Genomic DNA, 25,538 nt, shown 5'->3' on the forward strand with positions numbered 1-25,538 from the left:
TTCACAAAGCACTGCTTTGTGCCGCGAGAATCGAATCCGCCTGCCAGCGGCGACGTGGAAAGGTTGTAAGCGAACCGGCTCCTTCCCCCTCTTAGGGGGAAGGTTGGGATGGGGGTGTGAAGGTTGGGTTTCGGCATGCAGTCGATCGACCTCACTACCTCCACCCTAACCCTCCCCCTGAGAGGGGGAGGGGACCTGCAAGAGCACTCAATGCGTCCATAAGTGATCGATTCGTTAGAAAAAATCAGGAACTCACCCATGTCCCACCCACCCCAAATCAAAATCCCCGCCACCTACATCCGGGGCGGCACCAGCAAGGGCGTCTTCTTCCGCCTCCAGGACCTCCCCGAAGCCGCCCAAATCCCCGGCCCTGCGCGCGACGCACTGCTGATGCGCGTCATCGGCAGCCCCGACCCCTACGGCAAGCAGATCGACGGCATGGGCGGCGCCACGTCCAGCACCAGCAAGACGGTCATCGTCGCCAAAAGCAGCAAGCCGGACCATGACGTCGACTACCTGTTCGGCCAGGTCGCGATCGATGCCGCCTATGTCGACTGGAGCGGCAACTGCGGCAATCTGTCGTCCGCCATCGGGCCGTTCGCCATCAGCAACGGCTTCATCGACCCAAGCCGGATTCCGAAGGACGGCATGGCCACCGTGCGTATCTGGCAGGCCAATATCGGCAAGACCATCATTGCCCATGTTCCCATCACCAACGGTGAAGTGCAGGAGACCGGCGACTTCGAACTCGACGGCGTGACCTTTCCCGCGGCGGAAGTTCAGCTCGAGTTCATGGACCCGGCGGCCGAAGAGGAGGGCGCGGGCGGATCGATGTTCCCGACCGGAAACCTGGTCGACGACCTGGAGGTTCCCGGCATCGGCACGCTGAAGGCGACGATGATCAATGCCGGCATCCCGACCATTTTCGTGAACGCCGAAGACATCGGTTATACCGGTACCGAATTGCAGGATGCCGTCAACGGCGACCCCAAGGCGCTCGCCATGTTCGAGACCATCCGCGCGCACGGCGCGATGCGCATGGGATTGATCAAACACATCGAGGAAGCGGTCAAGCGCCAGCACACGCCGAAAATCGCCTTCGTCGCCAAGCCGGCCGGCTACATCTCGTCCAGCGGCAAACAGGTTTCCGCCGACGATATCGACCTGCTCGTGCGCGCGCTCTCGATGGGCAAGCTGCATCACGCGATGATGGGCACGGCGGCCGTCGCCATCGGCACCGCCGCAGCAATACCGGGCACGCTGGTCAGCCTCGCCGCCGGCGGACGTTCACGCGACGCGGTCCGTTTCGGCCATCCGTCCGGCACCCTGCGAGTCGGTGCCGAGGCCGCGCAGGTCGATGGCGAATGGGTAGTCAAGAAGGCGGTCATGAGCCGCAGCGCGCGGGTCTTGATGGAGGGCTGGGTGCGCGTGCCAGGCGATACGTTCTAACGGTTACCGGACCATCCGGTGCATTTGATCATCAGGCGATGAGAGGTGTGTCATGCACTCCATCGCCTGCAGGCGCAGCACCAACGGGAATAGCTGCATGCATCAACTGTTTTCCGAATGGCAATCGTAATGCAAAGAACAATCGTTTTTATGTTTTTAAGATTCGTAAGTAGGGAGTAAGTCAGCCGCGCAAAAATCATGCTGCACATGCTGCAGCATCCGGGCATGCAGGTGTCGCACATTGCCCGATCCCGCCTGCCATCCATAACGACACGGAGACGCCATGAATTTTGCAGATTTCTACCGGCAATCGATCGATGATCCGCAAACGTTCTGGGCCAACGAGGCCCGGTTGATCGACTGGCACAAACCGTTCGACCAGGCAATGGACTATTCCCGTCCGCCCTTCACGAAGTGGTTTGTCGGCGGCGAAACCAACCTGTGTCATAACGCGGTGGATCGCTGGGTCGCGACGCGCGGCGATGAGCCCGCGCTGATCATGGTCTCGACCGAGACCGATACCGAAAAAGTGTATTCCTTCCGCGAGCTGCAAGCCGAAGTCATGCGCATGGCGGCAATCATGCGCTCGCTTGGCGTGACGCGCGGCGACAGGGTGCTGATCTACATGCCGATGATCGCCGAAGCGGCATTCGCGATGCTGGCGTGCGCGCGCATCGGCGCGATTCATTCGGTGGTGTTCGGCGGCTTCGCATCCAACAGCCTCGCCACCCGCATCGACGACGCCAAGCCCAAGCTCGTCATCTCCGCCGATGCCGGCTCGCGCGGCGGCAAGAGCGTCGCCTACAAGCCGCTTCTCGACCAGGCAATCGACATCGCGCAGCACAAGCCGGCGCATGTCATCCTGGTCGATCGCGGCCTGATGCCGATGGAGCGGAAAGCCGGGCGCGACATTGACTACGCGGCGGCGCGCGAACGCTATCTGCATGCCGACGTGCCGGTGACCTGGCTGGAATCGAACGAGATGTCCTACGTTCTCTACACTTCCGGCACGACCGGCAAACCGAAGGGCGTGCAGCGCGATGTCGGCGGCTATGCGGTCGCGCTGGCGTCGTCGATGCGGCATATCTTTTGCGGCAAGGTCGGCGAGACGTATTTCTCCACGTCCGACATCGGCTGGGTTGTCGGCCATTCCTACATCGTCTATGGCCCGCTGATCGCCGGCATGGCGACCATCATGTATGAAGGCCTGCCGATCAGGCCGGACGCGGGCATCTGGTGGCGGCTGGTCGAAAAGTACAAGGTCACGCGCATGTTCTCGGCGCCGACGGCGGTGCGGGTTCTCAAGAAGCAGCCGCCGGAATTCATGCGGAAATATGATCTGTCGTCGCTGAAGGCGCTCTACCTTGCCGGCGAACCGCTCGATGAAACCACTTCGGAGTGGATCGCATCCGCCCTCGGCGTTCCGGTCATCGACAACTATTGGCAAACCGAGACCGGCTGGCCGATTCTGTCGGTTGCCAAGGGCGTCGAGGATACGCCGACCCGCCTCGGCAGTCCCGGCATGCCGATGCACGGGTACAAGGTCAAGATCCTGAACGAATCCACCGGGGCGGTGTGTAGCGCGAACGAGAAGGGCGTCGTGGTCATCGAAGGTCCGCTGCCGCCCGGCTGCATGCAGACGGTGTATGGCGACGACGCGCGCTTCGTGAATACCTACTGGTCGAATTTCGCCAGCGAGCAGGTGTACTCCACTTTCGACTGGGGCATCCGCGATCAGGACGGTTACTACTTCATCCTTGGCCGCACCGACGATGTGATCAATGTTGCCGGGCATCGGCTCGGCACGCGCGAGATCGAGGAAAGCATTTCCAGTCATCCGAACGTGTCGGAGGTGGCGGTTGTCGGCATTGAAGACAAGCTGAAGGGGCAGGTGGCGGTGGCGTTTGCGATTCCGAAGAACGCGGAGGCGATTGCGACGACCGAAGGCCGGCTGGCGCTGGAGGGCGAGGTGATGGCGGTGGTGGACAAATCCCTTGGCTCGGTGGCGCGGCCGGCCCGGGTTTATTTCGTTACCTTGCTGCCGAAGACGCGGTCGGGGAAGTTGCTGCGGCGGTCGATCCAGGCAATCTGTGAAGGTCGGGATCCGGGGGATTTGACGACAATTGAAGATCCAGCGTCGTTGGAGCAGATTCGGGGAGTGGTGAAGGGGTGATTGTGGGGGTTTTTTCTTCGGTGATTCAACGCGTGTTGTTCTCCGTGGATGCTAGCCGTGGCCAGTCCCGGCTAGTCTCTTCGAAGAGAAAACGGAGTTGCATCATCGAAGAAATGCATCAAACCATCCACCACATCAAGACAACGTAGCCACCACCGGCGTATGATCCGACGGTTGCTCCCACTTCCTCGGCACCTTATCCACCACGCACCCGGTGCACCGCGCAGCAAGCGCCGGCGACAGCAGGATATGATCAATCCGCAACCCCATATTCCGCCGAAACGCCATCATTCGATAATCCCACCAGCTATAAATCTTCTCCGGCTGTTCAAACAGGCGAAATGAATCCTTGAATCCAAGTTCCAGCAAGCGCCGGAATTGCGCCCGCTCCGGTCCCGACACCAGCACCTGGTCCTTCCATGCCACAGGATCGTGCACATCGCGATCATCCGGCGCGATGTTGTAATCCCCCAGCAGGGCGACGCCATCATGCTGCCTGAGTTCATCCGCAAGCCAGTCATGCAGCGCGTCGAGCCAGCGCAACTTGTACTGGTATTTGTCCGAATCGATCGACTGCCCGTTCGGAATGTAGGCGCAAACCACCCGCATGCCTTCGATGGTGGCGGCGATGATGCGCTGCTGCTCGTCCTCGAAGCGCGGATTGTTCTTCACCACGTCGCTCATCGGATGCTTCGACAGGATCGCGACGCCGTTGTAGGTCTTCTGGCCGGTGAAGACAACGTGGTAGCCTGCAGCCTCGATCTCGGCCACCGGGAACTTATCGTCGGTGAGCTTCGTTTCCTGAAGGCACAGCACATCGATGGGATTGTCCGCCAGCCACTGCAATACCTGGGGCAGGCGGACCTTCAGCGAATTGACGTTCCAGGTGGCGAGCTTCATGCAGCGACGCTCATGCCGACTTCCTGCCGTTGGTCGCCTGGGCCTTGTCGAGGAGGTAGGCGGTCAGCAGCGGCACCGGGCGTCCCGTCGCGCCTTTGGCCGCGCCGCTCTTCCAGGCGGTGCCCGCGATATCGAGGTGCGCCCACGTGTACTTACGGGTATAGCGTTCGAGGAAGCAGGCGGCGGTGATGCTGCCGCCCGGCGGGCCGCCGATGTTGGCCATGTCGGCGAAGTTGGACTTCAACTGTTCCTGGTAGGCGTCTTCGATCGGCATGCGCCATGCGGTGTCGCCGGTGGCCTTGCCTGCGGCAAGCAGGTCGTCGGCGAGTTCGTCGTGCGCGTCGTCGTGCCGGGTAAACAGGCCGGTATTGTGATGGCCGAGCGCGGTGATGCAGGCGCCGGTGAGGGTGGCGATATCGATGACGGCTGCAGGCTTGAAGCGCTCGACATAGGTCAGCGCATCGCACAGGATCAACCGGCCTTCGGCATCGGTGTTGAGGATTTCAATGGTCTGGCCGGACATCGAGGTCACGATGTCGCCCGGTTTGGTGGCGCGGCCGGACGGCATGTTTTCGCAGCTGGGGATGACGCCGATGACATTAAGCTTCAGATCCATTTCAGCGATGGCGCGGAACGTGCCGAGTACCGACGCGGCGCCGCACATGTCGTACTTCATTTCGTCCATCGACGCGCCCGGCTTGAGGGAGATGCCGCCGGTGTCGAAGGTGATGCCCTTGCCAACCAGAACCACAGGAGCATCCTTTGCCTTGCCGCCCATGTGCTTGAGCACAATGAACTTGGGCGGCTCGTCGGTGCCCCGGGTAACCGAGAGGAAGCTGCCCATCTTAAGTGCCTCTAGCTGCTTGCGGTCAAGCACTTCGACGCCCAGCTTGAATTCCTTCGCGAGTTTCTTGGCGGTATCGGCAAGATAAGTTGGCGTGCAGACATTGCCGGGCAGATTACCCAAATCCTTGGTGAGATCCATGCCGTTGGCGAGAGCGACGCTCTGGGCGACCACGGTCTTGAGTGCGGCGGTGTCGGCTGCCGATGCGGCAATGGCGACTTTGCGCACGCCAGCCTGCTGGGGTTCCTTTTTGCTCTTCAGGGCGTCGAACCGGTAGTCCGCGTCACGCAGCGCGATAACCGTCGCCCGTACGGCCCATGCCGTGTCCCTGTCCTTCATCTTATCGACAGGCAATGCAATCAGCGCGTCGTTCGTGCCGAGGCTCGCAAATACCTTGGCGACCGCCTGTGCTGCGGTCAGAAAATTCTTTTCAGTGACTGCATCGTCGCTGCCCATGCCTACCAGCAGGACCCGTTCGGCGGAAATGCCGTCGACATCACGAAGAAGCAGTGTTGATCCAGGCTTGCCGGAAATGTCTCCCGATTTCATGGCGGCGGTGATGGCGCCTTTGCGGTCAAGTTCACGGGCAGTGTCGGACAGCTTTTTGTTTTCGAAAACGCCGACCGCGATGCAGCCGGATTTGATGCTGGAGACGCCGGTTTTGGCGTCGATAGTTTTTATGCTAAAGTCCATGAGTCACTCCTTATCCAGCCGCAATTATAGAGCGTATCCGGATATCGACAATGCGCGAAACCCCGCAAGAACAGCCGCAATGGGCAGCAACGCCGATGTGATCGTGCAGGAACGTGACGCACGTCAAATAATCAAAAGCCGGTTTGCATTGCCATGTTTGCATCGAGGCCTACACCCGCCGCTTCGCGCAGGCCCGGAATGGCTGCTGATGCAATGATCCGAATTCACGTACTGAAATAGGCCTTATCCCGAATGATTTTTCAGCGCGCACTCCGCCGCGAATTGGCAAGCACTGCCGGCGCGGTCTTCACCACCTTGTTCACGATTACCATCACCATCATGCTGATCCGCATCCTCGGACAGGCCGCGGGCGGCCGGGTCGCTTCGCAGGACGTGGTGGCACTGATCGGTTTCGCCGCACTCAATTACCTGCCGATCATCCTGATTCTCACCGGATTCATTTCGGTGCTCCTGGTCGTCACCCGCAGCTACCAGGACTCCGAGATGGTCGTCTGGTTTGCCTCCGGGTTGAGCCTGTCCAGATGGATCAAGCCGGTGCTGTCCTTCGGCATTCCCATTGTCGTGCTGACCGCCGCGCTGAGCTTCGTGCTCACGCCGTGGGCCAACCGGCAGAGCGCCGAATTCCGTGAACGCTTCCAGAAGCGGGAAGATATCTCCAAGGTGTCTCCCGGGAAGTTCCAGGAGTCGTCGTCCTCCGACCGCATCTTTTTCGTCGAGGCCGTGACAGGCGATGCAGCCAAGGTAAAGAACGTCTTCGTCAATACGGTCAAGGACGGACGAACCAGCGTGGTGGTCGCCGAAGAGGGCACGATTGAAATCGACCCGCGTGGTGACAAGTTCCTGGTGATGAGCCAGGGTCGTCGCTACGACGGCGTGCCGGACCAGTCGGATTTCCGGATGATGGAATTCGAGCGTTACGGCATGCTGGTCGCACGCCAGTCCGAAGCCCTCGTCGGCGACACCTCCGCCCGGTCGCTGTCAACGATGGCACTGCTGGCGGCCCCCAACAATTTCAACCTCGGTGAATTGCTCTGGCGCTGTTCGCTGCCGCTGATGTGCCTGTTGCTGATGCTGCTGGCGATCCCGCTCGGTTTCGTCAATCCGCGCGCGGGCCGTTCCGCCAACCTGATGATCGCGCTGGTGCTGGCGGTGGTCTACAGCAATATGGTGAGCGTGTTCCAGGCGGCGGTGGTGCAGGGACGCATGTCCATCATGCTGGCGTGGTGGCCCATGCATCTGCTTGCGCTGACGATGATCGTGCTGCTCTTCGCCTGGCGGGTGAAGGTGAACAGCCGCTATCATCCCGCGACCCTGTGGGGCAGGTTCCGGAGGTCGCTTGCAACGAAGAAGGCGGCGGCGTCATGAGGGTGATCGATAAGTACCTGACGAAGGAAGTCGTCAGTTCGGTTGTCTTCGTGCTCATCGCCTTCCTGGCCTTGTTCGCATTTTTCGACCTGATCGGCGAACTGAAGGATGTGGGGCGCGGCGGCTACCGGGTGCAGCATGCCTTCCTGTATGTCCTGATGGGAATGCCCGGCTACACCTATGACCTGATGCCGATCGCCGCGCTCATCGGCACGATTTATGCGCTGGCGCAGCTCGCGGCGCGGTCGGAATTCACCATCATGCGGGTGTCCAGCATGTCGACCAGAACCGCCGGCCTGATACTGGCCAAAGTCGGCTTGCTGTTCGTCGCGCTGACCTTCCTGTTCGGCGAAGTGATCGCTCCCGTCACCAGCGCCATGGCGGAAAAGGTCAAGCTGCAGGCCCAGGGCTCGTCGGTGTCGCAGGCATTTCGATCGGGCCTGTGGACCAAGGATGTGATCCGGGAAAACGGCCTGACCGGCGCCACCATCGGATCGCGCTTCCTGAATGTGAGGGAAGTCAGTCCGGACGGCCAGCTGAAGGGCGTCAAGATGTACGAGTTCGATCGCGATTTCCGCATGACCGCGCTGGTCACTGCCGATCATGCGCAATACGTCGGTGAAAACACCTGGCGCCTGGTCAATGTCTCCGAAACCACCTTTCCGCGAGCGCCGTCCGGACCGCAGACCAAGGTAACGACTGAAACCGCCAAGGCGCGGGATTTGGTGTCGGAGATCACGCCGAACATTCTGTCGGTCCTGTTCGCCGATCCGGACCGCATGTCGGCCCGCAATCTTTCGGCCTACACCAAGCACCTGGCGGAAAACAATCAGGACAAGGACCGCTATGAAATGGCGCTCTGGAAAAAGATGATCTACCCGTTCGCCGTCCTGGTGATGATGGCACTGGCGCTGCCATTCGCTTACCTGCATTTCCGGGCCGGCGGCGTCAGCCTGAAGATTTTCGTCGGCATCATGATCGGCGTGAGCTTCCAATTGATCAACAGCCTGTTCTCCCACCTCGGACTGTTGAATACCTGGCCGGCGCCGGTTACCGCCGTGCTGCCCAGCGCCATGTTCCTGCTGGCTGCGATCGGGGCGTTATGGTGGGTTGAAAGGCATTAACGATGAAAACCCGAGCACTCGTCCTGTTTGCCCATGGCGCGAGAGACGCCCGCTGGGCCGTTCCGTTCGAACGGCTGCAGGCATTGGTCCAGCAACAGTCGCCGGATGCCGAGGTGGCACTGGCATTTCTGGAATTGATGACGCCGCGCCTGCCGGAACTGGTGCAGGGGCTGGAAGACAAGGGGATCACGGAAGTGACCATCGTCCCGGTATTTTTTGGCCGGGGCGGGCATTTGCTGCGCGACCTGCCGGAGATGGTCGCGCAATTGAAGCATGATCATCCGGAGCTGACGATGAAGGTCGCCGGTGCGGTGGGGGAGGATGATGGGGTGTTGAATGCGATTGCGAAGTATTGTGTTGATAGCTTGGGGTCGCAGTGACGATTGCAGTGCCGCTGCAAAGCATACTCCGTTCAGTCAATATCGGTAGGTTTTCCTCATCGTTGCAGGAGGAGGGGTAGGAGGGCGACGTAAGGTGGCGCGGCCCGCGCAGAGGTAGTGGGGTCTGTATGCAGTAGCTCGACCTCACTATCCTTGCGCGGGCCGTTCCATCCCAAGCGAGAAGATGGCCCTTATGGACAATCCGCTGCGCAGGCGGACAGCATGCCGTCTGAATCCCCTGCTCACTCCCTGCTACGCCCCCTGGCAGGGGAAAGGAGCTTGTCGGTGAGCGAAACTTCCTTCTTTATATCCGTTCGCCTTTTAAAGCCGTCAATTTTGCGACGACTTGCGATCCGCCGGCATTCACGGCCAGTCAGTCATCGCCTGACCCCAAGCGCCTCACCCCAAGCGCCTCGCCAAACATCACCAGCACCGGACCATGGCACTGCGCCAGTCCACGCTCCAGTTCGGACAGCTGCAAGTGCATCACCCGCTCATCGGGCCGGCTGCAATTCTCCACCACGATCACCGGGAGCGTCGGCGGACGGCCTTGTTCCATCAACTTCTGCGCCGTCGTGACCGCTTCCTTGCCGCCCATGTATTGGATCAGCGTATCGCAATCGGGAAGGGTGGTTTGTTCCGGGTGATTGGGCGCGGTGCTGGAAGTGAAGAAGGCAACGCTGCGGGCAACCCCGCGTTTTGTCAGCGGCTGTCGAGTCGATGCGGCGGCGGCAAGCGCAGCCGTAATGCCGGGAACGATTTCCACCTCGATGCCGGCCGCTTCCAGCGCCCGCAATTCCTCATCGGCGCGTCCGAACATCATCGGATCGCCGCCCTTAAGCCTGACGACAAGCCGATATTGCCGGGCGCAATCGATCAATTGCTGATTGATCAGGGTTTGGGCAGTCGATCTCTGCCCCGAACGTTTGCCAACCGGGATAAGAACCGCCTGCGGACATAGTTGCAGCATGTCTTCGGTTACCAGCGCGTCGTGCAGCACGACCTCGGCCTGCGCGAGGATGCGTGCCCCGCGAACCGTGATCAGATCGGCCACCCCCGGTCCTGCGCCGACGAGAAATACCTTGCCAAAACTCATCGAGCGGTTCCGGGGTGCGTCTGCTGCAGCAGAATATTCAGGCCAGCCTGATCATGCCTGCGGCGACCGTCTGGTGCGTGACTTCATCGATCAGGATGAAGGCGCCGGTGGCACGGATGGCGTCGTAGGCGTCTGCCGCCAGCGGTTGCTGGACGTTGATCGACACGGTGGCGATATCGTTCAGCGACAGCGAATCCGCACTGCGGCGTTCCTGGGTATTCACGTCCAGCAGCGTGTCGATGCCGGTGACCCGTACGGCAACCTGCTTGGTGGTGTGCTTCAGCCAGTACTTGCGCCGCATGTCGAGCGGCTCTTCCGAGAGCCAGCAGACTTCCGCTTTCACTGTCTTCAGCAGAGTCGCCGGGCTGTCGGCGGCGGCCAGCATGTCGCCGCGCGAGATGTCCCGGTATTCGTCCAGCAGCAGCGTGATTGACTGGCCGACGACTGCAAAGTCCAGGGAGCCGTCCAGCGTCAGGATGTCTTTCACCGTCGCGGTCTGGCCGCTCGGCTGCACGACCAGCTTGTCGCCCTTGCTGACCTTGCCGGCTTCGATGCGGCCCATATAACCGCGGAAGTCATTGGCTTCGTGGCCATTGTGGCGGGCCACCAGTTGCACCGGGAAGCGGAAGGGCTCATCGTGCGATTCGTCGTACACCGACAGCGATTCCAGCAACTGGATCAGGGTCGGTCCCTTGTACCAGGGCATGTTGTCGCCGGCGTCGACGACGTTGTCCCCGGCAAGTGCGGAGAGCGGAATCGGATGGATGTCCTTCAATCCGAGCTGGCCGGCAAACGCCTTGTAAGCGCCGACGATGCGGTCGTAGGTCGTCTGATCGTAATTCACCAGGTCCATCTTGTTGACCGCAACGATCACATGCTCGATGCGCAGCAGATGGGCAATCGTCGAATGCCGCTTGGTCTGCGTCAGCAGTTCCACGCTGCCGTCGGCGCCCAGCTTCACCTTGGACACGTCGATCAGGATGATCACCGCGTCGGCGGTGGATGCGCCGGTCACCATGTTGCGTGTGTACTGTTCGTGCCCCGGCGTGTCCGCGATGATGAACTTGCGCTTCGGCGTCGCGAAATAACGATAGGCGACGTCGATGGTGATGCCTTGCTCGCGTTCCGCTTCGAGGCCGTCGGTCAGCAGCGACAGGTCGATGGTGTCGCCGACGGTGCGCTTGTGCTTGGCACGGGAGATCGAGTCGAGCTGGTCTGCGAAGATGCCCTTGCTGTCGAACAGCAGACGGCCGATCAGCGTGCTCTTGCCATCGTCAACGGAGCCGGCGGTGATGAACCGCAGCAGGCCGCGTTCGGCTTGGGCAGGTTTCGACAGGTTTGTTTCGGCGATTGCGTTCATCAGAAATATCCTTCCTTCTTGCGTTTTTCCATCGATGCTTCCGATGTCTGGTCGTCCATGCGGGTAGCGCCGCGCTCGGTGATCTGGGTGACGGCGGTTTCGGCGATGATCGCGTCCACCGTCGCCGCGTCCGACGCCACCGGGCAGGTGCAGGAAATGTCGCCTACGGTACGGAAGCGCACGATGCGGGTTTCCACCGCTTCGCCTTCGCGCGGTGGCGTCAGGTCGGTCAGCGGTACCAGAAGGCCATTGCGCGGGATGACCTGGCGTTCATGGGCGAAATAGATCTGCGGCAGTTCCAGTTTTTCACGGGCGATGTATTGCCAGACATCCAGCTCGGTCCAGTTCGAGATCGGGAACACGCGCATGTTCTCGCCCGGGTGGACGCGGGTGTTGTAGAGGTCCCAGAGTTCGGGGCGTTGCGCTTTCGGATTCCACTGGCCGAACTCGTCGCGGAAAGAGAAGATCCGTTCCTTGGCGCGTGCCTTCTCCTCGTCGCGGCGGGCGCCGCCGATGCAGGCGTCGAACTTGTGCTCGGCGATGGTTTCCAGCAGCGTGACTGCCTGGGCGGCGTTGCGTGAATCGGTCTGCGGATTGCGCAGGCGCACAGTGCCGCGCTTGATGGAGTCTTCCACCGAACCGACGATGAGCTTCTCGCCGAGTTCCGCCACGCGCTTGTCGCGGAAGGCGATCACTTCGGGGAAGTTGTGTCCGGTATCGATATGCACCAGGGGAAACGGGAACTTGCCGGGTCGAAAAGCCTTTTCCGCAATGCGCAGCAGAACGATGGAGTCCTTGCCGCCGGAAAAGAGCAAGGCAGGGTTGACGCATTCGGCGGCAACCTCGCGCATGATGTGGATCGCTTCCGATTCCAGCCAATCGAGATGACGATTGCTGGCGGCATCAAGGAAGAGTTTTTCGACTGCAGTGTTCATAGGTTTTGCTCGGGTCGATGAATTGATGGACTCCCTCTGCTTGAACAGGAGGGACGGGGCGGATTGTCATTCGATATGCGTCTGACACAACCCGCCCCCTGCCTGGCTTCCCCCTTGAAGGAGGAGGGACGTTCTTTCTATGCTACGGGTACGGCCTTGATTCTCACCAGCTTCCCGTCCACCACATGCAGGCCGCATTCCTTGGTTTCCGGGTTTTCCCACCACCAGCGGCCCGCGCGCACATCCTCGCCCGGCTGGATCGCCCGGGTGCACGGCTCGCAGCCGATGGATGGATAGCCTTTGTCGTGCAACTGGTTATACGGCACGCTGTTGGCGCGGATGTAGTTCCATACGTCCTGCTCAGACCAGTCCGCCAGCGGATTGAACTTCGTCATGCCGTGCGCCTCGTCGTTTTCCTGCACATCGAGTGCGGCGCGGGTCGTCGACTGAGCGCGGCGCTGGCCGGTGATCCAGGCCTTGTTGCCGGCGAGCGCGCGGTTCAGCGGCTCGACCTTGCGAATGCGGCAGCATTCCTTGCGCATATCGATGCTGTCGTAGAAAGCGTTCAGGCCGTTGTTGCGCACGTAGGCATCGACGGCCGACGTATCCGGCTTGTACAGCTCGACGTCATGGCCATAGGTTTCCTTGATGCGGTCCAGCACCTCGATGGTTTCCTTGTGAAGGCGGCCGGTTTCCAGCGTGAAGATGCGGATTGGCAGGCCTGCGCGCAGGATCATGTCGGTCAGCACCATGTCCTCCGCCGCCAAGCTGGATGCGAAGACCGCCGGGGTGAAGTCGCGCGCGATGCGCTCCAGCGTTGCCCGCGTATCCGCTACCAGCGCAGCGTAGTCGCTCATGCCGGTTCTCCTGCGCGTTGCACGCGGCGGAACAGCGGCGACTTCCTATCCCACGAGCTTTGATACGGCTCGGAGAAATCGGTCAGGCCCTTCAGCGCATCGTGGACGTCACGGTCGGCGCGCACCGCGAAGGCGTCGAAGCCGACGCGCGACATATAAAACAGCTGGTCACGCAGCACGTCGCCGATGGCGCGCAGTTCGCCGGCATAGCCCAGCCGGGCGCGAAGGTTATAGGCGATCGAGTAACCGCGTCCGTCCGCGAATTTCGGGAAATCGACGGCCACCACCTTGAAGCGGTCAAGTTCACCTTTCAATTCTTCCGGGCGTTCGCTGCTGCCGATCCATACGCCGAGTTCGGCGCGGTTGTCGAGTGCGGCCCGTTGCACCTGCCAGACCTTCAGCGGCACAATGACCTTGCCCTCGGGGACAGTCACCGCTTCGGGCGTTTCACCTTCATTCAGGCGCAATACGGTCCAGTCGTCCGCGACGACTGCTCTGTTCTTGATGATGTCACGCATATGCGTCTTCTCCCGCTGCATGGTGAGTCTTGATGGGAGTCGCATAGACGAACTCCTTGAACGGTGCAACACCGATACGGCGGGCCGTGTCGATGAAGCGCTCATCCTCCACGCGTTCTTTCAGGTACACCTTCAGGATGCGGTCGATCACTTCCGGCATCTGGTGTGCGGAGAAGGATGGCCCGATGATCTTGCCGATGCTCGACTGATTGCCCTGCGCACCGCCGATCGACACCTGGTACCACTCGGCGCCATCCTTGTCGACGCCGAGAATGCCGATATGGCCGACGTGGTGGTGTCCGCAGGAGTTGATGCAGCCGGAAATGTTCAGCTCGATCTCGCCGATGTCATGCTGGAAGTCGAGATTGTCGAAGCGCTCCGCGATGTCGGCCGCGATCGGAATCGATTTCGCGTTCGCCAGCGCGCAGAAATCGCCGCCGGGGCAGCAGATCATGTCGTTCAGCAGGCCGATGTTCGGCGTCGCCAGTCCGTGTGCCTTGGCTTCGTTCCAGACGGTGATCAGATCCGATTGCTTTACGTCGGACAGCACCAGGTTTTGTTCATGCGTCACCCGCAGTTCGCCGAAGCTGAACCGGTCGGCGAGATCGGCGATGAAATCCATCTGTTCCGCGGTGGCGTCGCCTGGCGGCACGCCGGTTTTTTTCAGCGACAGGACGACGGCTGCATATCCCGGGATCTTGTGGGGCTTGACGTTGCGCTTGAGCCAGTTCGAAAACGCCTTGTTTTCCGCTTTGAGTTTTTCGACCGCGTCGTCGACCGGCGCCAGTGTTTCGTAGGGGGGCGCCGGGAAATAGGCGGCCACGCGCTGGAGCTCTTCTTCGGTCAGCGTGCTCGGGCCGTCCTTCAGGTCCTGCCATTCTTCCTCGACCTGTCGGGCGAATTCTTCGATCCCGATGGCCTTCACCAGAATCTTGATGCGGGCCTTGTAAATGTTGTCACGACGACCGTATTGGTTATAGACACGCATGATGGCTTCGATATAGCTCATCACATGCTGCCAGGGCAGGAAGGAACGGATTTCGCTGCCGAGAATCGGGGTGCGGCCCATGCCGCCGCCGACCAGCACGCGGAAACCGATTTCGCCCTGCTCGTTCTTGATGACCGACAGTCCAATGTCATGCACCGCGATCGCCGCGCGATCTTCCAGCGCGCCGTTGATCGCGATCTTGAACTTGCGAGGCAGGTAGGCGAATTCCGGATGGAAGGTGCTCCACTGGCGCAGGATTTCCGCATACGGCCGTGGATCGATGATTTCGTCCGGCGCGATGCCGCAGTATTCGTCGGAAGTAATGTTGCGGATGCAGTTGCCGGATGTCTGGATCGCATGCATTTCCACTGATGCGAGTTTTTCCAGGATGGCTGGCGTTTCTTCCATGTCGATCCAGTTGAACTGGATGTTCTGGCGCGTGGTGAAGTGACCATAGCCGCGGTCATGCTCGCGGGCGATGTGGGCGAACATGCGCATCTGGTTGGACGACAGAAGTCCGTAAGGCACGGCGATCCGCAGCATATAGGCGTGGCGCTGCAGGTACAGGCCGTTCTGGAGGCGCAGCGGACGGAATTCCTCTTCGGTCAGTTCATTCGCAAGGCGGCGGCGAACCTGGTCGCGGTATTGGGCGACGCGCTCCTTGATGATCTGATGGTCATATTTGTCGTAGCGATACATCTTCAGTCCTTAAAAAACGAGTTTTGCGGCCACGCCGGTCAGTGTGGTTGCCAGGAGCGCACGCAAGATTTTTTCGGGTACGGCACGTGCAGCCAGTGAGCCGATCGTTATGCCGGGGACGGAGCCGAGCAGCAATGTGCCGAGCAGTTCCCAGTTGATCGAGCCGAGCCACCAGTGGCCGGCCGCCGCGATGGCGGTCAATGGTACGGCGTACGCAATGTCGGTGCCAGCAATTTCCGCGGGCGACAGGCGAGGATACAGCAGCACGAGCAAAGTTGCTCCGATGGCACCGGCACCGATCGATGACACGGTGACCAGCGTGCCGAGTATCGCGCCGATGATGATCGTGGTGATGACGAGGTTGCGTCCCTGCAACTGCTTTTCCGGGTGAGCGACGACCCAGGCCTGCATGCGGCCGCGAAACAGCAGGGCCACAACGGTCAGCAATACGGAACCGGCGATCGAATAACGGATGATCTGGCCGATTTCCTTGTCGAGGGCGCCGAAGTATTTCAGGGAGATGGCGGCCAGCACGGCGGCAGGCAGGGCACCGATGCACAAATGACGGACAATGTCCCATTTCACGGTACCGCGGAAGCGGTGGGCAAATGTTCCTGCGACCTTGGTCGTGGAAGCGAATGCCAGGTCGGTGCCAACGGCGACGGTAGGGGAGACGCCGAAGAACAACGTCAGCAGTGGCGTCATCAGCGAGCCGCCGCCCACCCCTGTCAATCCAACCAGCAGGCCGACAGCAAATCCGGAAACCACATAAGAAAGAGTCATATACCCCCACGCAAAGTAGCATGAATCGTAATAAACTAATTTCTTATTACAAACTACAGAGTATTTATTTGCTTATATGCTTATGCGGTATATGGATTTATGCAAATAATTGCTTGATAAGCAATAAGGCCAAAAACCGATGAACCTGCACCAATTGCGCTTCGTAAGGGAAGCAGTCAGGCAGAATTTCAACCTGACGGAAGCTGCGAAAGCCCTCTACACCTCACAGCCCGGGGTTTCCAAGGCGATCATCGAGTTGGAGGAAGAACTGGGCGTGGATATATTCACCCGGCATGGCAAGCGCATCCGTGGGCTGACCGAACCGGGACGGGCGGTGTTGAGATCGGTCGAGCTGATCATGCAGGAGATCGATGGTCTGAAGCGCATCGGCAAGGAATTCGCCGCCCAGGACTCCGGCAGCTTCACCATTGCAACCACGCACACCCAGGCGCGCTATGCGTTGCCGAAAGTGGTGCAGGCATTCACGCAAAAATATCCGAAGGTCCGGCTTTCGTTGCTTCAGGGTAATCCGAAGCAGGTGGCCGATATGGTTCTCAAGGATCAGGCCGACGTGGCGCTCGCGACCGAGGCGATCGCTGACATCAACAATCTGATCACCATTCCCTGCTACCAATGGGAGCACGTGGTGATCGTGCCGGCGGATCATCCCTTGCTGAAGGTAAAGGCGATCACGCTGGAGGAAATCGGCGCCTATCCCCTGATCACCTATGACACGGCGTTCGCCGGCCGGGCAAAGATCGACCATGCGTTTTCGCTGCGCGGCCTGCAGCCCGATGTGCTTCTCGAAGCGATCGATGCGGACGTCATCAAGACCTATGTGGAACTGGGCCTGGGAGTGGGCATCATCGCCGGCATGGCCTTCGATGCCGAACGCGACAAAAATCTGCGGGCAATCTCGGTCGGCCACCTGTTCGGCACCAATGTATCCCGGCTTGCCTTGAAGCAGGGCGCTTATCTGCGCGGGTATGTATATACCTTCATCGAACTCCTGGCGCCGACCCTCAACCGCAAGCTGATCGAGCAGCTTCTGACCGGGCAGAAGGATGACTACGAGTTGTGATGTGCGCATGCAAGCATTGAAAGACTGGCCGACGGCCGAGCTGCGCGGCGTTCGCGGCGTGCTGACCGATATCGACGATACGCTGACCACGGAGGGCCGGCTAACCTCCGAAGTGCTGTCCAGGCTGGAGCAGTTGCGGCAGGCCGGCCTGCGTCTGATTGCGGTAACCGGACGGCCGACCTATTGGGCGCAGCCGTTGCTTCGGCTATGCAACTTCGATGCGGTGATCGCCGAGAACGGTGCTTCCGCTTTCTGGCTGGACGACCGCGGTGTGCAGCAGGCATGGTTCTATGCCGACGCATCGACGCGTCTCCTGCATCGTCATTCCCTGGAAAGCCTGGCATTGCGTCTGCAGGAGCGCTTTCCAGTCATCCCTGTTGCCGCCGACGCGCCGCAACGAGTCGGCGACCTGACATTCGACATCGGCGAGCAGATCCTGCCGCTGCCGCAGCCGCTGGTGGACGAAGCGGCTGGATTTGTGCGTGATGAAGGTTTCTTTGCTGCATCAAGCAGCATTCACCTGCATGCGTCGGTGGTGGAATTTTCGAAGCAGGCAACCACCCAAAGGATTCTTGCCGAGGTTTTTGGTGTCAGTGACGATAACGCCCGCCGCCATTATGTATTCATCGGCGATTCCGGCAATGACGCCACCATGTTTGCACACTATCCTCTAACCATCGGCGTGGCGAATGTCGCCCGCCATATCAGCCGCCTGCCCAGGCCGCCGGCCTACGTTGCCGAACAAGCGTACGGTGCCGGTTTCGTCGAGGCGGCGCAAGCCATCCTGAGAGCAAGAACATGACCGACAGCACCGATATGGTGGCCTATTACACCAAGCGCGCAGCGACATTCGAGGACGTGTACGACAAGCCGGAACGCCAGTCCGACCTGGCGCAACTGCAGGAATCTGTATGCGACGCCTTGCGCGATCATCATGTACTGGAAATCGCCTGCGGTACGGGATACTGGACCGAACGGATCGCCGACTGCGCCGCATCGGTCCTGGCGACCGATGTCAGTGCCAATGTCATTCGTTACGCCCAAGCGAAAGATATTCCTGCGGAAAAGGTCCGCTTCGCAGTCACTGATGCCTACAAGTTGGATGTGCAGGGAGATTTCAATGCCTGTTTCGCCGGCTTCTGGTGGTCGCACGTGAAGCGTGAGGATCAAGCGAAATTTCTCGTCGGGCTGCGCAAGGTACTGCAAAAGGATAGCCTGCTGGTCATGATCGACAATGCCTTCGTCGAGGATGCCAATATGCCGGTCGCGCGTACGGACCATGAGGGCAACACTTATCAGATCCGCACGCTCCCTGATGGCGAACGCTTCGAAGTGGTCAAGAACTTCCCGACCGACAGCGCCTTGCGCAAGAAGATCGGACCGTATGCGAAGGACATCCGAATCCAGCGCCTGACGCATTACTGGATGCTTACCTGCCGGCTGAAGTAGACGCGGGGTGGACCGCCTTGCCCGGCACCGGTCCGGGCAATTCAGCGATGCGGCGTCATTCGGGTGCCCGATAGCCGAGGCGCCGCGAAAGCTTCTGCGCATGGGCCAGCGTCTGTCGTGCGATCAGGCCGTTCCAATCCTGATCGATATGGGCAGTCGACCCTACCACCGTCAGTGCGAATCGCATCCGTCCTTCATGATCAAATACCGGAGCGGAAAAGGCGTTGAAACCCGCCAGCAGGCGTTCGGCAACCCGGCTTGCCGGCACGCGGACCGCGGAAGGATCAAGCCGGCCGATGACGCGGGCAAGGCGCCAGTGGCGTACTTCATCAAGCACCGGCGCCAACATGGCCTCATCCGACGGCGCATCGATTTTCTCGCGGCGATTCAACGCAAGCTCCTGTTCCAGCAGCGGCGCCACCTCGTTTGCCGGCATGAAGGCGGCAAAGCACAGGCCGCTGGCGGTATAGGTCAGCGGCATGACGCTGCCGATCTGCAGGTTCACGGTGACAGGCCGGCGCGACTGCAGCAGCCGGATGTAGGTCGGGCCGAAATTTCCCCAGGTGGCCAATGCCACCGTCTCGCCGGTTGCATCGCGCAGGCTGCGCAGCGCTTCGTCGGCCAGTCTGACTTCGTCCAGCCGCCCCAAGGCCGCCAGGCCGATCTCCAGCGCCAGCGGACCAAGGTCATACAGTCCGGAGGCACCATCCTGCTCGACCAGCCCGATGCGGATCAGGCTCACCAGATAACGATGCGCTTTCGCCGACGCCATGCCGGCGTTTCTTGCCAGCACGGAAAGCGTCAGTGGTCCGCCGGCGTTCGCCAGCGCCAGCAGCAGCGGGGCGGCCACCTCGACCGATTGAATGCCCTGCTGTTTGTCGGGGCGCAGCTTGTCTTCATCCGTGGGTTGTCTTGGTATTCGCATGCCTTGTACCATTACGAAATGGTGAATTGATTGAATAATACGTAATCCGAGCCGAACTGTAGAAGCCTTTTCTCGCTTCGGCCAACCAAGGAGACAACATGCGCTTTCCCATCCTGATCAAACTCGTCGCCGGCATCGTTTTCGCTGCCGGCAGTGCCCTCACCAACGCACAGGACTATCCGAACAAGCCGCTGCGGTGGGTGGTGCCGTATCCGCCCGGCGGCGGTTCCGACGTGATCGCCCGAACGATCGGCGGCCAATTGTCCAAGCAGGTCGGACAGCCGGTGATCATCGAAAACAAGCCGGGCGCCGGCACCATCATCGGCGCCGAGTCGGTAGCGCGGTCCGCGCCCGACGGCTACACGTTCATGTCCGGCGACAACGGCACGTTCGTCTTCAACGGCGCACTGTATAAAAAGCTGCCCTACGATCCGCAAAGGGATTTCGTGCCGGTGACGCTGATCGCCCGTTTTCCGTTGCTGCTCGTTGCCAATCCCGGGGCCGGCTTCACCAATGCAAAAGATTGGCTGCAAAAAATGAAGAGCGCCCCCGGCAAATACAATTACGCATCGGTCGGCGCCGGCAGTCCGCACCATCTGGCGATGGAAATGATCAAGCAGAAAACCGGCACCTTCATGGTCCATATTCCTTATCGCGGCGCCGGACCGGCGGTGCAGGATGTGCTGGCGGGACAGGTGCCGATGATGATCCTGGACCTGGCCACGGCGATGCCGCATATCAAGACCGGCAAGCTGACCGCGCTTGCAGTCCTGTCCGGCAAACGCCTGTCCTTGCAACCCGACGTACCGACGCTCAAGGAGGTCGGACTCGGCGATGACGAAATCTATGCATGGCAGGGCGTCGTCCTTCCCGAAGGCGCATCCAGGGAGGTAGTCACCAGGCTGAACGGCGAGCTGACCAAGGCCATCGCCGCGCCGGAGGTGGCTAAAAAGCTGACCGACTTCGGCGTTGAGCCGCTGTCCGGTTCGCCGGAACAGATGGCGGACTACATCAGAACTGAAACCGCTCGCTGGCATGCGCTCATCAAACAGCGCAAGCTCGGCCTCGACTAAAAATTAACTTCGGATATTGCATGAAACTTGCGACTCTCAAAGACGGCAGCCGTGACGGCCAGCTTATCGTCGTCTCGCGTGACCTGAAAACTGCCCATGTCGCCGACGGCATCGCGCCGACACTGCAGCGGGCGCTGGACGATTGGCCCTTCATGGCGCCTCAACTCGAAGCGCTCTACGAGCAGCTCAACGCGGGCAAGACCACGCGATCGTTCGACTTCGATCCGGCACGCTGCATGGCGCCGCTGCCACGCGCTTTCCAATGGGCGGACGGATCGTCCTATGTCAATCACGTGGAACTGGTCCGCAAGGCACGCAACGCGGAAATGCCGGCCTCGTTCTGGCATGAGCCCTTGATGTACCAGGGCGGTTCCGATGATTTCATCGGACCCACCGACGACATACGGCTCGGGTCGGAGGAGTGGGGCATCGATTTCGAGGGCGAAGTCGCGGTAATCACCGATGATGTGCCGATGGGTGCCACGGCGGGACAAGCCGCCTCCCATATCAAGCTGCTCATGCTGGTCAACGACGTCTCGCTGCGCAACCTGATCCCGACCGAACTGGCAAAGGGTTTCGGCTTCTTCCAGTCGAAACCGGCATCAAGCTTTTCGCCGGTCGCCGTCACGCCGGACGAACTCGGCAGCGCCTGGCAGGACGGAAAAGTGCATCTGCCTCTGCGGGTCACCTGGAACGGGGTCATCGTCGGGCAACCGAACGCCGGCATCGACATGGTATTCAGCTTTCCGCAGCTGATTGCGCATTTGGCCAGGACGCGCAATGCGCGCGCCGGCAGCATCGTCGGTTCCGGCACGGTCTCGAACAAGGACAGTAGCAAGGGCTACACCTGCATCGCGGAAAAGCGCTGCCTGGAAATGATTGCCGACGGTGAAGCGAAAACGCCGTTCATGAAGTTCGGCGACACGGTGCGTATCGAGATGCTGGACGCGCAGGGAAAATCGATATTTGGTGCGATTAATCAGAAGGTAGTGCAGGGCGGCGGGAAGGAATAAATTGGACGAAGGCCGTTCGGTCCCGACTGGCAGCGCTGCTCAGAAAAGGTTCCCTCCCCCTTGCAGGGGGAAGGAGCTCTCCGGTAGTAGCTTGACAGCGGCCATTCAGTGCTGCGTGAAGCGAAACGACCTGCATTGCATCTGCACAGAGGCAACTAAGCCCCTCAAGCCGCCAGCCGCGCCGCCGTCGTCTTGCACCCATCCAGCAGAAACGCAAGACTGATCACCAGCACCAGTTCACCTTCCGCCGATCGCGCCGTACCGTTCACACCCGGTACCGTCAATGCCGTCAACGGCTTGATCACCAAGTCCGCCGTGCCGTCCACCGCATCCACTGCGAGGATGTACGGCTGCGGCGCAGCGATCACGATGCCGACTTTTTCCTTGCCGGGCTCGTAGCCGAGTATGCCGGCCAGCGACCGCACCGCGAGCGGACGACCCTGGTCGCGCAGGACCGGTGCGCCGCCAACCTCGGCGAATTCTTCCGGCAATTCCACCACCCGTTGCACTACCGCCATCGGCATCGCCAGCGCGGCGCCGGCGGTACGCACCAGCATGGTCGGCACGATCGACAGCTCGATCGGCAGGCGGATGGTAAAGCGGGTGCCCTGGCCGAGCGCTGAATCGATGCTGATCGCACCGCGATGCTTTTCCACCGCCGTCTTCACCACGTCCATGCCGACCCCGCGGCCGGATACGCTCGATGCCACTTCCTTGGTCGAGAAACCGGGCAGGAACACGAGTTGATAGGCTTCCGCTTCGCTCTGCGCCGCATGCTCGCCGATCAGTCCCTTGGCGAGTGCCTTCGCCCGCAACTGGTCCGGGTCCATGCCCTTGCCGTCATCGGACAATTCGATCATTACGCTATTGCCTTCCTGCCATGCCTTGAGCGAGATGGTCGCCTTTGGCGGCTTGCCGGTGGCGGCGCGGGCCTGCGCATCTTCGATGCCGTGGTCGAGCGCATTGCGAAGCATGTGCACCAGCGGATCGTACAGACTGTCGACCACGACGCGGTCAACTTCCGTCTCCGCGCCCTCGATCACCAGTTCGACGTCCTTGCCGAGATCCTTCGCCAGCTCGCGCACGAGGCGCGGGAATTTCTGGAACAGCCGGCCGACGGGCTGCATGCGGGTGGACAATGTCGCACGTTGCAGTTCGGTGGAATAGCGCGATGCCCGGTTCAGCGTTTCCGCCAGATTGGCCATCAGCGTCGCCGCCTGGCCGTCGAACTTGAACTGCAGAAGCTTTTCCAGCAGCACGCTCGCCTGATTGGCCGCCTGCACCGATTCACCCGCCACTTCGAGGAGCGCGTCCAGCTTTACCGCATCGATGCGAATGCTGTCTTCCTTGACTGGTGCAACGATTGCACGCGCGCCCATGTCGTCTGCTCGAGGGGTTGCCATAGCCGTGGCGGTTGTTGCAGTTGCCGGGGGCGCCGATGAATTGCTTTCATCCGATACCAGCCGCAACCCTGGCGGCACCACGGCCCGGTAAAGCGCTTCCCAATCCAGTCCATCGGCGCCCATGGTGGAGCCGGAATCGCCCGCATTTTCCGCCGTGACTTCCGCTTCAACCAGGACGTCGGGCGCGGGTGCGAGAGACGGCGCGGTGCCGCCTTCGATCGCATGGGTGAGGATGTCTTCCAATTCCGCCGGCATCGCAGGCAGCGATTCCGGTGCGGCGCCATTGGCGAGCTGGCCGAGCTGATCGGCGACGAAGCCGCTGGCCTGCAGGCTGGCTTCGATCGCGGTTGGCGTGACCGGCGCCTTGCCGGTACGCAGCGCATCGAACAGGTTTTCCGTCAGGTGGCAGGCGGATACGATGGCCGGCAAATTCATGAAGCCGGCGCCGCCTTTAATAGTATGGAAGGAGCGGAACAGCGCGTTGAGAGTATCCATGTCGTCCGGGCGGCGCTCCAGAGACAGCAGATGCTCTTCTACGTTCGTCGCCAGGTCCAGTGCCTCGACGACAAATTCCTTGAGCATGTCATCCATCAGAACCCCAGATCGGCAAGCAGGCTGTCGACATCGTCCTGTGCCATGGCGGTGCCCGGCGCCGACGGACCCTGCATCAGTTCGACCGGCTTGTGTTCGGCTGCCATTGCGGCCTTTACTTCCGGCGGTGCGTTATCCCGCAGCAGCTGGGCCAGTTCCTTCTCGGCGGTGCTGGTAATGGCGACGATCTTCTTGATCAACTGGCCGGTGATGTCCTGGAAATCCTGGGCCATCATGATGTCCAGCAGGCGCGCCTTCTCCGCCTCGGTGGCGTCGGCAACGGTGGCGGCGAATTGCCTGGAGTCGCCGGCAAGCGTCTTGAATTCCTCGATGCTCATTTTTCCGCTGAACAGATCGGCCCAGCGACCATCGATATCCTTTGCCTTTTTTGCAAGCGCATCCTGTTCGGGCATTCCGTTATCCACGGCATTTAGCACCTTGTTGGCGGCTTGTTCGGTCAGCGTGGCTACGTACTCCAGTCTGCCTTGCGCATCGGTGATCTGGCTGGCCACATCGGACAGCGAACGATCGTAGCCCAGTTCGCGCAGCGAGTCGTGCAGCATGCGCACGATGCCGCCGAGACGTTCGTACATGGGTTTGTCGGACTGATCTTCCGGCGCCTCGCCGGAGAGACCGGCGCTGTCGCCGCCGTCAGTATCAACTGCGGCGGCCTGCGGCGTGAATTCGGGGGCTGGAGGGGGTGGGGATGTGACTGTTTCGGTCCGCTGGGCGGCCACTTCATCAAATAATGCTTCAAAATCGTCTTGCGCCTCGGTCATATCAGTGCTTCCCCGTATTTATTGGTAGTAGTCCGTGTCATAACAACGGCGGCAAATTCTGATTCTTTAATTTTCATGCCGCCGCATCCGCATCACGCGGCTACCCCATCATATAGCCTTGACCATGGGCAAGCCAAGTCCGGCATGCACGGGTTGTTGCATGCTTTGTTCAGGCATTCGGTGCCAGCGACGACATCAGACCGATGCTTGCCTCGAACAGCGGATGGCCTGGCTGGGCAAAGGCATCGCATATGGTCAGGTGATTCGCGTCGGGCAGCGCGATGTCCGCGCGATGGTTTTCCTTCCAGCGTTCGGCGATCAAGCCGTTTTGGCGCTTGAACTCGTCCGATTCCAGGCCGCCCACCGCAGTAAGGAACGGCGCCGGATGCGCCTGTGGCATCCAGGCGGGGGAGAGCGGTCCGACATCATCGGCGCCCAGCTTCAGATCGGCATTGACGAAATCCGCGTGGCGCACGGGTTCCAGGTCGTAGATGCCTGATAGCAGAATGCCTCCCTTTACCAAATCCAACGGCAGGTCATCGCCAAGCAGGGGCCATCGGGCGGCCATCATCATCGCGGCGAGGTGCGCGCCGGCGGAATGCCCGGCAACGACAATCCGGCGGGCGTCGAAGTCGTATTGATCGGCATGCCGGTACAGCCAGGCCAGCGCGTCGAGCTGCTGGCGAACGAGCCCGGCCACAGGTGCCGCCGGGGCCAGCGTGTAATTGGTCAGCGCGACATTGAAACCGGCACGCACAAATTTGCCGGCGACGAACGAGAAATCCGATTTGTCCAGCGACCGCCACCAGCCGCCGTGGATGAATACCAGGAGTGGTGCGCCACCACGGCTGGCGGGAAAGAAATCGAGCCGCTCGCCGCTGGCGTCGCCATAAGCGATATCCAGCAGAGCGGCGTTGGTGCGACGGGCGTGTGCTGATTCCTTGACCCAGCGGGTGAAGATATAAGGATGGTCGGGGATGGCTGCGCGGGCGTTGAGTTGACGGTTGTAGTAGTCGCCTGGATTTTTCATTGTGTGGAT

23 protein-coding genes are annotated in these 25,538 nt (G+C 60.8%); 10 read left to right on the top strand and 13 right to left on the bottom strand.

The features are described 5' to 3' along the window. Positions 1-258: 258 nt before the first annotated feature. Positions 259-1,449: a 2-methylaconitate cis-trans isomerase PrpF gene (prpF, locus tag VGU61_RS02460; RefSeq protein WP_326857513.1), complete on the top strand. Its 1,191-nt coding sequence runs from the start codon at positions 259-261 to the stop codon at positions 1,447-1,449. 283 nt (positions 1,450-1,732) lie between these two features. Further along, positions 1,733-3,622, top strand: a complete 1,890-nt coding sequence (locus tag VGU61_RS02465; RefSeq protein WP_326857514.1) for a propionate--CoA ligase — start codon at positions 1,733-1,735, stop codon at positions 3,620-3,622. Between the two features lie 135 nt (positions 3,623-3,757). Here the strand turns inward: VGU61_RS02465 and xth are convergent, their stop codons facing one another. Continuing rightward, complete coding sequence (gene xth, locus VGU61_RS02470) at positions 3,758-4,522, bottom strand: exodeoxyribonuclease III (RefSeq protein ID WP_326857515.1); 765 nt, start codon at positions 4,520-4,522, stop codon at positions 3,758-3,760. A gap of 10 nt (positions 4,523-4,532) precedes the next feature. Beyond that, positions 4,533-6,059 carry a leucyl aminopeptidase gene (locus VGU61_RS02475; RefSeq protein WP_326857516.1) on the bottom strand — a complete coding sequence of 509 codons (1,527 nt, stop codon included), beginning with the start codon at positions 6,057-6,059 and terminating at the stop codon, positions 4,533-4,535. Positions 6,060-6,311: 252 nt separating this feature from the next. On the opposite strand from VGU61_RS02475, the gene lptF reads away from it, so the two are divergent. Genes lptF through VGU61_RS02490 form a run of 3 tightly spaced genes read left to right on the top strand, consistent with a single transcriptional unit; the run spans position 6,312 to position 8,949 of the window. Continuing rightward, entirely contained in the window at positions 6,312-7,445 is a 1,134-nt protein-coding gene (lptF, locus tag VGU61_RS02480; RefSeq protein ID WP_326857517.1) for an LPS export ABC transporter permease LptF, read from the top strand. After that, the gene (gene lptG / locus VGU61_RS02485; RefSeq protein ID WP_326857518.1) at positions 7,442-8,569 is read left to right on the top strand and encodes an LPS export ABC transporter permease LptG; all 1,128 of its coding nucleotides are present in this window, start codon (positions 7,442-7,444) and stop codon (positions 8,567-8,569) included. The genes lptF and lptG overlap by 4 nt, the downstream gene beginning before the upstream one ends. A gap of 2 nt (positions 8,570-8,571) precedes the next feature. Beyond that, the gene (locus tag VGU61_RS02490) at positions 8,572-8,949 is read left to right on the top strand and encodes a CbiX/SirB N-terminal domain-containing protein (protein WP_326857519.1); all 378 of its coding nucleotides are present in this window, start codon (positions 8,572-8,574) and stop codon (positions 8,947-8,949) included. A gap of 373 nt (positions 8,950-9,322) precedes the next feature. On the opposite strand, the gene cobA is transcribed toward VGU61_RS02490, so the two are convergent. From cobA to VGU61_RS02525, 7 genes are all read right to left on the bottom strand, one after another. Continuing rightward, the gene (gene cobA, locus VGU61_RS02495) at positions 9,323-10,045 is read right to left on the bottom strand and encodes a uroporphyrinogen-III C-methyltransferase (protein WP_326857520.1); all 723 of its coding nucleotides are present in this window, start codon (positions 10,043-10,045) and stop codon (positions 9,323-9,325) included. A gap of 37 nt (positions 10,046-10,082) precedes the next feature. Further along, positions 10,083-11,405 (bottom strand): sulfate adenylyltransferase subunit 1, encoded by a 1,323-nt coding sequence (locus VGU61_RS02500; RefSeq protein WP_326857521.1) that lies wholly within the window; start codon positions 11,403-11,405, stop codon positions 10,083-10,085. After that, positions 11,405-12,340, bottom strand: coding sequence for a sulfate adenylyltransferase subunit CysD (cysD, locus tag VGU61_RS02505; RefSeq protein ID WP_326857522.1), 936 nt, complete (start codon positions 12,338-12,340; stop codon positions 11,405-11,407). Before cysD ends, VGU61_RS02500 begins: the two co-directional genes overlap by 1 nt. Positions 12,341-12,477: 137 nt before the next feature. Then, on the bottom strand, positions 12,478-13,197 hold the full coding sequence (locus VGU61_RS02510) for a phosphoadenylyl-sulfate reductase (RefSeq protein WP_326857523.1): 720 nt from the start codon (positions 13,195-13,197) through the stop codon (positions 12,478-12,480). Next, positions 13,194-13,715 (bottom strand): DUF934 domain-containing protein, encoded by a 522-nt coding sequence (locus tag VGU61_RS02515; RefSeq protein ID WP_326857524.1) that lies wholly within the window; start codon positions 13,713-13,715, stop codon positions 13,194-13,196. The genes VGU61_RS02510 and VGU61_RS02515 overlap by 4 nt, the downstream gene beginning before the upstream one ends. Then, positions 13,708-15,402, bottom strand: coding sequence for a nitrite/sulfite reductase (locus tag VGU61_RS02520; RefSeq protein ID WP_326857525.1), 1,695 nt, complete (start codon positions 15,400-15,402; stop codon positions 13,708-13,710). The genes VGU61_RS02515 and VGU61_RS02520 overlap by 8 nt, the downstream gene beginning before the upstream one ends. A 9-nt stretch (positions 15,403-15,411) precedes the next feature. Next, the gene (locus VGU61_RS02525) at positions 15,412-16,185 is read right to left on the bottom strand and encodes a sulfite exporter TauE/SafE family protein (RefSeq protein ID WP_326857526.1); all 774 of its coding nucleotides are present in this window, start codon (positions 16,183-16,185) and stop codon (positions 15,412-15,414) included. Between the two features lie 139 nt (positions 16,186-16,324). On the opposite strand from VGU61_RS02525, the gene VGU61_RS02530 reads away from it, so the two are divergent. From VGU61_RS02530 to VGU61_RS02540, 3 genes are read left to right on the top strand one after another with little or no spacing between them, the layout of a single operon-like run. Next, positions 16,325-17,266: a CysB family HTH-type transcriptional regulator gene (locus VGU61_RS02530; protein WP_326857527.1), complete on the top strand. Its 942-nt coding sequence runs from the start codon at positions 16,325-16,327 to the stop codon at positions 17,264-17,266. A gap of 7 nt (positions 17,267-17,273) precedes the next feature. Continuing rightward, positions 17,274-18,068 (top strand): HAD family hydrolase, encoded by a 795-nt coding sequence (locus VGU61_RS02535; RefSeq protein ID WP_326857528.1) that lies wholly within the window; start codon positions 17,274-17,276, stop codon positions 18,066-18,068. After that, the gene (locus VGU61_RS02540) at positions 18,065-18,715 is read left to right on the top strand and encodes a class I SAM-dependent methyltransferase (protein WP_326857529.1); all 651 of its coding nucleotides are present in this window, start codon (positions 18,065-18,067) and stop codon (positions 18,713-18,715) included. The genes VGU61_RS02535 and VGU61_RS02540 overlap by 4 nt, the downstream gene beginning before the upstream one ends. Positions 18,716-18,770: 55 nt before the next feature. Here VGU61_RS02540 and VGU61_RS02545 read toward each other — a convergent pair whose 3' ends face one another. Further along, positions 18,771-19,640 carry an IclR family transcriptional regulator gene (locus VGU61_RS02545; protein WP_326857530.1) on the bottom strand — a complete coding sequence of 290 codons (870 nt, stop codon included), beginning with the start codon at positions 19,638-19,640 and terminating at the stop codon, positions 18,771-18,773. 98 nt (positions 19,641-19,738) lie between these two features. On the opposite strand from VGU61_RS02545, the gene VGU61_RS02550 reads away from it, so the two are divergent. Further along, positions 19,739-20,713 (top strand): tripartite tricarboxylate transporter substrate binding protein, encoded by a 975-nt coding sequence (locus tag VGU61_RS02550; RefSeq protein ID WP_326857531.1) that lies wholly within the window; start codon positions 19,739-19,741, stop codon positions 20,711-20,713. 20 nt (positions 20,714-20,733) lie between these two features. Continuing rightward, positions 20,734-21,726, top strand: a complete 993-nt coding sequence (locus tag VGU61_RS02555; RefSeq protein WP_326857532.1) for a fumarylacetoacetate hydrolase family protein — start codon at positions 20,734-20,736, stop codon at positions 21,724-21,726. Positions 21,727-21,890: 164 nt separating this feature from the next. On the opposite strand, the gene VGU61_RS02560 is transcribed toward VGU61_RS02555, so the two are convergent. From VGU61_RS02560 to VGU61_RS02570, 3 genes are all read right to left on the bottom strand, one after another. Next, a complete protein-coding gene (locus VGU61_RS02560; protein ID WP_326857533.1) occupies positions 21,891-23,720 on the bottom strand; it encodes a chemotaxis protein CheA in 1,830 nt (609 codons plus the stop codon). Continuing rightward, positions 23,720-24,499 carry a protein phosphatase CheZ gene (locus VGU61_RS02565; RefSeq protein WP_326857534.1) on the bottom strand — a complete coding sequence of 260 codons (780 nt, stop codon included), beginning with the start codon at positions 24,497-24,499 and terminating at the stop codon, positions 23,720-23,722. Before VGU61_RS02565 ends, VGU61_RS02560 begins: the two co-directional genes overlap by 1 nt. Before the next feature lie 169 nt (positions 24,500-24,668). Continuing rightward, positions 24,669-25,529 (bottom strand): alpha/beta hydrolase, encoded by an 861-nt coding sequence (locus VGU61_RS02570; RefSeq protein ID WP_326857535.1) that lies wholly within the window; start codon positions 25,527-25,529, stop codon positions 24,669-24,671. Positions 25,530-25,538 lie beyond the last annotated feature (9 nt).

The organism is Noviherbaspirillum sp., assembly GCF_035944575.1.
Lineage (GTDB): Bacteria > Pseudomonadota > Gammaproteobacteria > Burkholderiales > Burkholderiaceae_D > Noviherbaspirillum.

Excerpts from the sequence above, each read along its gene's own strand:
- VGU61_RS02530 (WP_326857527.1), top strand. The coding sequence starts at position 16,325 with ATGAACCTGCACCAATTGCGCTTCGTAAGGGAAGCAGTCAGGCAGAAT.
- VGU61_RS02570 (WP_326857535.1), bottom strand. The coding sequence starts at position 25,529 with ATGAAAAATCCAGGCGACTACTACAACCGTCAACTCAACGCCCGCGCA.
- VGU61_RS02475 (WP_326857516.1), bottom strand. The coding sequence starts at position 6,059 with ATGGACTTTAGCATAAAAACTATCGACGCCAAAACCGGCGTCTCCAGC.
- xth (WP_326857515.1), bottom strand. The coding sequence starts at position 4,522 with ATGAAGCTCGCCACCTGGAACGTCAATTCGCTGAAGGTCCGCCTGCCC.
- prpF (WP_326857513.1), top strand. The coding sequence starts at position 259 with ATGTCCCACCCACCCCAAATCAAAATCCCCGCCACCTACATCCGGGGC.
- cobA (WP_326857520.1), bottom strand. The coding sequence starts at position 10,045 with ATGAGTTTTGGCAAGGTATTTCTCGTCGGCGCAGGACCGGGGGTGGCC.
- VGU61_RS02520 (WP_326857525.1), bottom strand. The coding sequence starts at position 15,402 with ATGTATCGCTACGACAAATATGACCATCAGATCATCAAGGAGCGCGTC.
- cysD (WP_326857522.1), bottom strand. The coding sequence starts at position 12,340 with ATGAACACTGCAGTCGAAAAACTCTTCCTTGATGCCGCCAGCAATCGT.
- lptF (WP_326857517.1), top strand. The coding sequence starts at position 6,312 with ATGATTTTTCAGCGCGCACTCCGCCGCGAATTGGCAAGCACTGCCGGC.
- VGU61_RS02500 (WP_326857521.1), bottom strand. The coding sequence starts at position 11,405 with ATGAACGCAATCGCCGAAACAAACCTGTCGAAACCTGCCCAAGCCGAA.
- VGU61_RS02515 (WP_326857524.1), bottom strand. The coding sequence starts at position 13,715 with ATGCGTGACATCATCAAGAACAGAGCAGTCGTCGCGGACGACTGGACC.
- VGU61_RS02525 (WP_326857526.1), bottom strand. The coding sequence starts at position 16,185 with ATGACTCTTTCTTATGTGGTTTCCGGATTTGCTGTCGGCCTGCTGGTT.
- VGU61_RS02555 (WP_326857532.1), top strand. The coding sequence starts at position 20,734 with ATGAAACTTGCGACTCTCAAAGACGGCAGCCGTGACGGCCAGCTTATC.
- VGU61_RS02565 (WP_326857534.1), bottom strand. The coding sequence starts at position 24,499 with ATGACCGAGGCGCAAGACGATTTTGAAGCATTATTTGATGAAGTGGCC.
- lptG (WP_326857518.1), top strand. The coding sequence starts at position 7,442 with ATGAGGGTGATCGATAAGTACCTGACGAAGGAAGTCGTCAGTTCGGTT.
- VGU61_RS02560 (WP_326857533.1), bottom strand. The coding sequence starts at position 23,720 with ATGGATGACATGCTCAAGGAATTTGTCGTCGAGGCACTGGACCTGGCG.
- VGU61_RS02465 (WP_326857514.1), top strand. The coding sequence starts at position 1,733 with ATGAATTTTGCAGATTTCTACCGGCAATCGATCGATGATCCGCAAACG.
- VGU61_RS02540 (WP_326857529.1), top strand. The coding sequence starts at position 18,065 with ATGACCGACAGCACCGATATGGTGGCCTATTACACCAAGCGCGCAGCG.
- VGU61_RS02490 (WP_326857519.1), top strand. The coding sequence starts at position 8,572 with ATGAAAACCCGAGCACTCGTCCTGTTTGCCCATGGCGCGAGAGACGCC.
- VGU61_RS02545 (WP_326857530.1), bottom strand. The coding sequence starts at position 19,640 with ATGCGAATACCAAGACAACCCACGGATGAAGACAAGCTGCGCCCCGAC.
- VGU61_RS02550 (WP_326857531.1), top strand. The coding sequence starts at position 19,739 with ATGCGCTTTCCCATCCTGATCAAACTCGTCGCCGGCATCGTTTTCGCT.
- VGU61_RS02510 (WP_326857523.1), bottom strand. The coding sequence starts at position 13,197 with ATGAGCGACTACGCTGCGCTGGTAGCGGATACGCGGGCAACGCTGGAG.
- VGU61_RS02535 (WP_326857528.1), top strand. The coding sequence starts at position 17,274 with ATGCAAGCATTGAAAGACTGGCCGACGGCCGAGCTGCGCGGCGTTCGC.